The 7,333-nt window shown below is 69.8% G+C and carries 5 protein-coding genes; all 5 read right to left on the reverse strand.

Going from position 1 to position 7,333, the window contains the following annotated elements; all coding sequences use genetic code 11:
- Nucleotides 1-1,219 (reverse strand): vanadium-dependent haloperoxidase (locus tag WBA11_RS08585; RefSeq protein ID WP_424520285.1); only part of this gene is annotated, 1,219 nt, incomplete at its 3' end.
- 3 nt (nt 1,220-1,222) lie between these two features.
- On the reverse strand, nt 1,223-2,302 hold the full coding sequence (locus WBA11_RS08590; RefSeq protein ID WP_424520286.1) for a hypothetical protein: 1,080 nt from the start codon (nt 2,300-2,302) through the stop codon (nt 1,223-1,225).
- A 77-nt stretch (nt 2,303-2,379) separates the two neighbouring features.
- The gene (locus WBA11_RS08595; protein WP_424520287.1) at nt 2,380-5,799 is read right to left on the reverse strand and encodes a VCBS repeat-containing protein; all 3,420 of its coding nucleotides are present in this window, start codon (nt 5,797-5,799) and stop codon (nt 2,380-2,382) included.
- Between the two features lie 146 nt (nt 5,800-5,945).
- Nucleotides 5,946-6,314 carry a GIY-YIG nuclease family protein gene (locus WBA11_RS08600; RefSeq protein WP_424520288.1) on the reverse strand — a complete coding sequence of 123 codons (369 nt, stop codon included), beginning with the start codon at nt 6,312-6,314 and terminating at the stop codon, nt 5,946-5,948.
- Between the two features lie 102 nt (nt 6,315-6,416).
- The coding region (locus WBA11_RS08605; protein WP_424520289.1) for an FG-GAP-like repeat-containing protein at nt 6,417-7,333 on the reverse strand (917 nt) is incomplete at its 5' end.

The raw sequence follows: 7,333 nt of genomic DNA on the forward strand, positions 1-7,333 counted from the left end.
AGAGCCGGCTGAGGGCGGCTTCCTCCGCGGCCTCGCGGAACGAGCCGAACGTCCTCGAGGGCAGGCCATAGGGAATCTGGACGGTGTCCTCGAAGGCGAAGTCGTCGCCGTAGAGGCCCGTGAGCGCCTCGGCGGCGGCGCCCGAGATCACGCTGTGGCCCGACGAGTACTCGGGGAACGGCGGCGTCTGCAAGAGCGGCTGCCAGTCCTCGTCGATGTGCTCGTTGATGACGGTCTCCGGGCGGATCAAGCGGCTCCGGTACTTCTCGTCCCAAACGGAGATGAAGCCGTCGGCGAGGGCGAGGGCCGTTCGGGCGTAGGCCTCGGCGGCGCCGGCTGTATCGTCGCCGGCCTGGCGGCTGGCGATGGCGACGATGCCCATCCAGTGGCCGCCCGGCGTCAGCTTTTTGGTCGCGAACATGGCGTGGCCGCTCGTGTGGACGACGTACGGGTTGCAGTCCCAGAACGCCGCGATCGCGCGGGCCTCGTCGTCCATCTCGTTCGTGATCTGGTAGACCTCGTCGACCTGGGCGCGGAAGGCGGTGCCGGCCTCGAGGGCGAACGGCGGTGGCGGCTGGGGCTTGAACTGGGCGGCGGAGTCCAAGACGAACGGACGTAGCGTGCCCCAGTTGGGCTCGATGGCGTCCATGTACGCGGGGGGCGTCGGGCGCCAGGTGCCGGGCTCGTTGGTGACCGTGTACGCGGGGCCGCTCCGGGTCTGGGCGTAGCCGTCCGCTGCAGCCCACTCAAGGACGTGCTCGCCGACCGTCCGGCCGTACTCTTTCGACCTCGAGGCGAGAGCCCGCGGCATCCCGGCCTCACGCAGACGGCCATCGACCTCATCGCGGTACGCGATCACATCGTCGGTCGAGAACGTCATGGCCTCTCCGACGGTGAGCGCGGCCCAGACGGCCGCGGTCGGGCCGTGGACCTCGCCATCGGGTACGGGCGCGGCCCCGAGGTCGCGGACCTGACCGGCCAGCGTCCCGACGTCGTTGCGGGTCGCGGCCATCGCCTCGTAGGCGGCGACGGAGACGTAGGCGTAGACGCGGCTCGCCTGGGGTGGGCTGAAGATGTCGTACGTCATCACGTCCGTGACGCGCTGGACGGCGCCGTGGAGCAGCTCCGGATCGTCGGCCTCGAGGGGGACGACGTCGGAACCGCCACACCCGGTAGCGAGCATCGCGAGGACGAGCAGAGCAGAAGAGCGAAACGTCATCACTTACGAGGGGGGCGTCTCAACGTGTCGTGGGAAGATCGTCCCTCTCGCCGAGGGGCCATCGGAGAACGGCTCGGGCGAGAGGCGGACGGCGTCGGTCAGGAGCCGAACGGGGCGCGTGCCGAACGAGTGCGCCGAGACGCCGAGTTCGAGGCTGTTGTAGATGGCCGTCGGGAACGGGAGCGTCGGGCCGGGCGCGTCGACGAGGAGCGCGTCGTCCTGCCAGAGCCGGACGTGGCCGTCCTCAACACCGAGGCGGAGGTGCCACCGCACGCGGACCCACTGCCCGGTCGGGAACGGCGTGCGCTGGCCGGAGGGCGCTCGGAAGGTGGGCTTGTCGCGGGCCTTGAGCTCGACGCCCAGGTCGCCGTCCTCGAAGACGACCACCCGGATGCCGGCCTGGGACAGCAGGAGGTCGCCCTCGAGGTCGGCCAGCGAGAACGGCACGGCGTCACCGCTGACGAAGTACGACGCCTCAAACCACACGTCGTCGCCCTCGACGAAGTACACGAGCCCCGTCGTCAGCGAGGCCTTCGAGGTGGTCATGCCCGGCGTCGGGGCGGGGACGGTACTCGAGAGCGCGAGCGAGCCCCGGGCCGCACCCCCAGAGAGGGGCTCGACGCGGGCGTCGCCGAAGTCGCTGCCCTCGAGCACGCGGCGCAAGAGGGCCACATAGGCCTCTACGGTCGGCGTCTCAGGCGACTGCATCGTGGCCGTCGTCCATCCTCGCGCTGGGTCGATGAGAGCACGGAGACCGTCGGCTCCCGTGGGGAGATCCTCGAACCCCTCATCCAACGTCTGGGTCGTCGGGAAGCGGTCACCGGAGCCGGGGTCGACGCGGTAGCGGACGCCGCCCTCGAGGACGTACGAGCGCTCGACCTCGTCGGGATCGAACACGACCGCTACAAAGACCCACTCGCTGTCGGCCTCGACCTGGTAGAGCCGGCCGTCGGCCGTCAGCACGTACTCGACGCCCTCGGAGGTCCAGCGGTCCAGCACGCGCGCCTCCGCGATGGGGCCCTGGGACCCGGCGCCGTCACACGCGGCGAGCGCGACGACCAAAAGGAGAGCAACTACGCGCACGGCCACTTACGTACCGAATAGACATACCAAAAAGATCCGACACCGACGGCCTTGGGGACAAGGCAGACGGCGCGTTTTCATCGGTTTGCCAACGTCTCAGTGCGCGCGTCATTGCCAACGCGGAAGGCCTGGAGCGGACCGTCGCTCGGAGCGGAGATCAACAGAGGGGCACCGCCGGCCTCGAGGAGGCGCAGCGCGCGCACCTCGCCCTCGAGGACGAGTCCTCGGTCGAGCCCCGCTGGCTCGAAGCCGCGGTCGCCGTCGCCCATGAGTGCCAGACCGAGCCCGGCGTCGTAGCGGCCCCGCGTGGGACGCACGCCCAACAGCCCTCCGCCCACCACCAGGTCCATCACGCCGTCGCCATCGAGGTCGGCGGCCTCGAGGGCGTAGATGGGCTCGATCTGAGCCAGGTCCGGCATCGGCCGCAGGTCGAACTGGCCCGTCCCGTCGTTCCAGGCGATGGCGCTCTCGAACGTGGTCGCGGTCCGCTGCTCGGCGTCACCGGCGCGGGCGCCGAACAAGTCGGGGACCGTCCGCGCGCCGAACTCCGTCGCGGTCGGGTACTCCTTGCGGAGCTCGGGGAACGTCTGCTGCAAGAGGGCGATGGTGGCGAGCGGGTAGTCGTCGCCGCTTCGGTGCGTGGTCAGGATGCCGTCGAGCGCGTCGTTGCCGTCGAAGTCGCTGAGCCACAGCCGCGCGGGGTGCTCCGGCGACGCCTTCAGACGGGAATTCAGCCCCAGGTTGCCCAAGGCCAGATCGAGGTCGCCGTCGCCGTCCAGGTCCGCGACCTCGAGGGCGGTCCACCACCCGGTCGCGCCCCCCAGTCCGGTGTCCACGGCCTCGAGGGCGGAGCCCGTGTTGCGCCAGACGGTCGGCGCCATCCACTCGCCGGCCACGACCAGGTCGTCGCGGCCATCGCCGTCGAGGTCCGCCCAGGCGGCGCGGCTGATCATGCCGGCGGCCTCGAGGCCGGGTGCGGCCGTCTCGGTGACGTCGCGGAAGCGTCCCGTCCCGTCGTTCTCCAAGAGAGCGCTCGGGGCCGGCATTCCATAGGCGCGCGGGACCACGCGCCCGCCGACGAACAGGTCGGTGTCGCCGTCGCCGTCCCAGTCGCCCGGTGCGACGGCGCCGACGTGGACGAAGCTGTCTGGGAGAGATCCGGCTGGCGCCTCTAGGAAGCCGCCGGCTCCATCGCCGAGGTAGAGTCGGTCGCGGATCGCGTCGTTCTCGCCTCGGAACTCGTTGCCCGCCGTGGCGACGTAGAGGTCGAGGTCGCCGTCACCGTCGGCGTCGAAGAACACCGCGTCGACGGCTTCGCCTTCGGCGTGGTCCACCCAGGCGTCGGCGTTCGACTCGACAAAGCGGCCGCCCGGCGTTTGCAGGAACAGCTCGTTCGACTGCTTGCGAGCGCCCCCGACGAACACGTCCTCGAGGCCGTCGCCGTTCACGTCGCCCGTGGCGAGCGCGGGTCCCAAGCGGGACACGTTGTGCGGCATCAGCCGCTCGCGGTTGAAGTCGAGGAAGACGTTCTCGGTGTGCGCCCATGATGGGAGCGCAGACCCCGAGACATCGGTGAACAGGCGAGAATCGGTCGCGGGCGCTACCTCCTCGAGGCCGGCATCGGCCTGGCGCAACGTGAGTGGGCCGGCCGGCACGTCCTCGAGGGTCTGCGCCCGGCCGTCGGGCCACGTCACGCGGACCCGGGTCGCCGAGGTGGCGCCTCTCAGCCCGACCGTGATCCGGGGGTCCTGCGACGACAAGAACCCGCGCGTCGGCTGGGCCTCCGTCGTCTGCATCCCGGTCGAGTCCGACCAGACCTCGACGCGGGCGCCGATGCCGCCGGTGTTCGCGCCCTCACCCTCGAGGACGATCTGGATCGAGGTCGCCCCGCGTTCGGACGCCTGGTTGACGAAGACGGCGGCCGGCGCGTTGACGTCGTTTACGACCACGTCGAGGTCGCCGTCGTTGTCCAGGTCCACGACGGCCGCGCCGTTCGAGAACCCTTCGTGCTCGATGCCCCACGCCACATCCTCGAACCGGAACCCGCCGACGCCGCGGAACGATGCGTTGGCGACCGTGACCTGCGGCATCCGCTCCCACACCTCGCGGCTGTCTTCGCCGATTCCCTCGGCCAACGTCTGCTGGACGGCGGCGTTGGACACGTAGTTGATGTAGTCGAGGTCGTTGGGCCGGCGCCAGATCCCGTTCGTGACGTACACGTCGCGGTGCCCATCGAGGTCGAGGTCGGCGAGCAACGCGGACCAGCTCCAGTCCGTGGCCTCCAAACCCGAGACCGTCGCGACGTCGGAAAAGCGCGGGATGCTGTCCGGCCCGAGCCCCCGGTTGAGCTGGAGCGAGTTGCGCGCGACCTGCGGGCCGTAGCCCAGCGTCCGCTTAAAGTGCTCGATGTCGTACGTGTCGTCGCCGACCGACGTCTGGCGGATCGTCTCGTCGCCGGGCATCATGTCCAGGACGACCAGGTCGCTGGTCCCGTCGCCGTCAACGTCGGCCGCGTCGGCGCCCATCGAGAACCGGGAGGAGTGCGCGAGCGCCGTCTGCGACACCTCGCGGAACGTCCCGTCGCGCCGGTTGAGGTAGACGAAGTCGTTCTCGTGGAAGTCGTTGCCGACGTACAAATCGGTCCAGCCGTCCCCGTCGAGGTCGCTCGCGACGACGCTCAGGCCGTAGCCGCTCAGCCCGCTCACGATCCCGGCCTCTTCGGTCACCTCGACGAACCGGGGCAGTCCGTCCTCGAGGCCGCCGTCGTTGCGGTAGAGCCGGTCGCCGGTCACCTCGTTGCGCACGCGCGTCACCTCGGGCTTCTCGTAGCTCCGGTCCGTGTGGACGGCGTGGTTCAAGAGGTAGACGTCGAGGTCGCCGTCCCGGTCGTAGTCGAAGAACGTGGCCTGCGTGCCGAAGCCCTCGAAGTCGAGCCCGACCTCGGCCGCGACCTCGCGGAACCGGGGGACGCCGTCAGCCCCTGGCCCCTCGTTCAGGAACAGCTCGTTGCGTCCGCGCTGCCCTTTGTAGTCACCCAGGGCCGAGACGTAGATGTCTAGCCGGCCGTCGCCGTCGACGTCGGCCATCGTGACGCCGGTCGTCCAGTCGCTGGTCCCGGCCACGCCGGCGGTCTCGGTCACGTCCTCGAGGCGGACGCCCCTCTCCTCCGACCGGTTGAGATAGAGCACGTTGGGTCCCTCGTTAGCCGTGAAGTACAGGTCGGCCCGGCCGTCGCCATCGAGGTCGCCCGCGGCCACGCCGCCGCCGTTGTAGTAGTAGAGGTAGCTCAGGATGTTGAAGTCGCCGCCCTCCTCCAAGACGTTCTCGAACGTCACGCCGGACTCGGTGGGGTCGAGGCGTGTGAACAGCGGCTCCTCGCCGGTGGCGCAGCCGGCGACGGCGAGCGCGGCGAGGGCGAGCCAGACGCGTCCTCGAGGACAGCGCGTCCTCGAGGGCGGAGTCGGCCTCGAGGACGATAGAGATGAAGAGAGAGCCATCAGAATCACAGATACCGTTTTGAACACACTACCTCCAACCGAGTCATCCCCGCGCAAGCGGGGATCCAGGACGGACGGGGCACCGTGCCGCTCGATCCCTGGATTCCCGCCTGCGCGGGAATGACTGGTTTCGTGAGGTCTAGGCATTACGCGTCCTCAAGGTCGCCCGGCGTCGCTCGTCCTCGAGGGCGCTTTCTCAGCACCGGCCTTGACCTCACGAGAGTCTCGCACCAGTCCGAGTACAGGTCGCGCCACGCCGGGTTCTCGTCCTCGATGAGCTGGAGCTTCCACGAGCGATTCCACTTCTTGAGTTGCCTCTCCCGTCGGATCGCGTCCTCGATGCGGTCGTGCGGCTCGACGTAGACCAGGCGCGTCGTGCCGTGCTCTTTCGAGAACCCCTCGAGGACGCCCCGCTTGTGCTCGTCGATGCGGCGCACCAGATCGCTCGTCACGCCGATGTAGAGCGTGCCGTTGCGGCGGCTGGCGAGGAGGTAGACGTAGCCGGGCTTCGGCATACGGGAAGGTTGGCGAGTCGCCCGCTCTGGATCCCCGCCTACGCGGGAATGACTGCGGGGTCGGATTGCGGGGATGGGGAAAATCTGCGGCCTCGAGGACGGCTACCGCGCCGCCACGGCGGCGTCCTCGAGGGCGAACACCACCGGCGCGGCGTCATTGCGTACGGCCACGACAACCGTCCGCCCGCCGACCTCGAGGGCGACCAGGTGACGCGTCTGGCCCGGTACACGGAAGCCCGACCTCGAGGGCGCCAACCCACCATTGGTGCCGCGCAAGAAGACGCCGGGTGAGGACATCTGACGGCCAAGGTCGGGCTTGAGATCGTCGCGGTTACCGGCCAGCAACAGGTCCGGCGTGCCGTCGCGGTCGGCGTCGAGGACGAGAGCCGCGTTCATCGGGGCGAGCTGGACCTCGAACGGGAGTCGGCGGACGGACCACCCGCCGTCGTTCACGAGGGCGACGGAGGCGAGTTGGGAAGCCTGGTACACCTCGGCGCGCTCGAGCTGGGCCGGCGTCAAAAGGTCCTCGACCGTTTTGCCGACGTAGGTGCTCGGTGTGAGGTACTCGCGCTTTAAGCTCGGGAGCTGGCCGACCAGCTCGTTCCGCAGCGCGAACGGCAGGCTCCGACCTCGGTTGTAGACCGAGAGCAACGGGTCGTTGCGGCCGTTCCCGTCGAAGTCGCCGACGTGCAGGCGAAGCGGCCCCTCTCCGACTTGGAGGCGACTGTTCAACCCCCAGTTCGCCGCGACAATATCGAGGTCCCCGTCTGCGTCGAGGTCGGCGACCTCGATGGACTGCCACAGACCGTCCGTACCGTCGATGGGCGAGGCCATGAACCGGCCGCCGTCATTCGTCCACACGGTGACCGGCCCCCACTCGGCCGCCGTGATGAGGTCCGGGTCGCCGTCGTCCTCGAGGTCGGCCCACGCCGCGCCGGAGACCATGCCGGTCTCATCGAGGCCGGGGGCCGAGCTGCGCGTGACGTCGACCAGGCGAGGCGCGCCGGGACGGCCGTCGT

Origin of the sequence: Rubrivirga sp. (assembly GCF_049648075.1) — a bacterium.
Lineage (GTDB): Bacteria > Bacteroidota > Rhodothermia > Rhodothermales > Rubricoccaceae > Rubrivirga.

Coding starts and splice junctions, on each gene's coding strand:
- WBA11_RS08595 (WP_424520287.1), bottom strand. CDS start 5,799: ATGGCTCTCTCTTCATCTCTATCGTCCTCGAGGCCGACTCCGCCCTCG.
- WBA11_RS08600 (WP_424520288.1), bottom strand. CDS start 6,314: ATGCCGAAGCCCGGCTACGTCTACCTCCTCGCCAGCCGCCGCAACGGC.